The organism is Neisseria sp. P0022.S010, assembly GCF_051956635.1.
Map to the genome: position 1 here is coordinate 1 of NZ_JBQCXF010000911.1, position 443 is coordinate 443.

At 55.1% G+C, this 443-nt stretch carries 1 pseudogene; it reads left to right on the forward strand.

The annotated features are described in order from the left end of the window. Positions 1–81: 81 nt before the first annotated feature. A pseudogene (locus tag ACTHUT_RS22065) lies at positions 82–420 on the forward strand (glutamine--fructose-6-phosphate transaminase (isomerizing)); the annotation flags it as partial. Positions 421–443: the final 23 nt, after the last annotated feature.

Here is a 443-nt window from a genome sequence, read left to right on the forward strand (position 1 = left end):
TAAAACTGCGTTTTCCGACTGCCGCTTTCGGTAGCCGGAGCAGCAGTCGTTTTCTCAAACTTTTGATACTAAGGAGCTTATATGTGCGGTATCGTAGGTGCTGTTCGCGCCAATCACAATGTAGTCGATTTTCTGACTGACGGTCTCAAACGCCTTGAATACCGAGGCTAGGATTCGTCGGGTATTGCCGTAAACATGGACGGCAAAGTCAAACGCGTCCGCCGCGTCGGCCGCGTGCAGCTGATGGAGGACGCCGCGCGCGAAAAAGGCGTGTTCGGCCATATCGGCATCGGCCATCCCCGTTAGGCAACCCACGGCGGTGTAACCGAGCCTAACGCCCACCCCCATATTTCCGGCGGCATAACTGCGGTTGTACACAACGGCATCATCGAAAACTTCGAAGCCGAACGCGAACGGCTGTAAGTTTTGGGTTGCACCTTCGA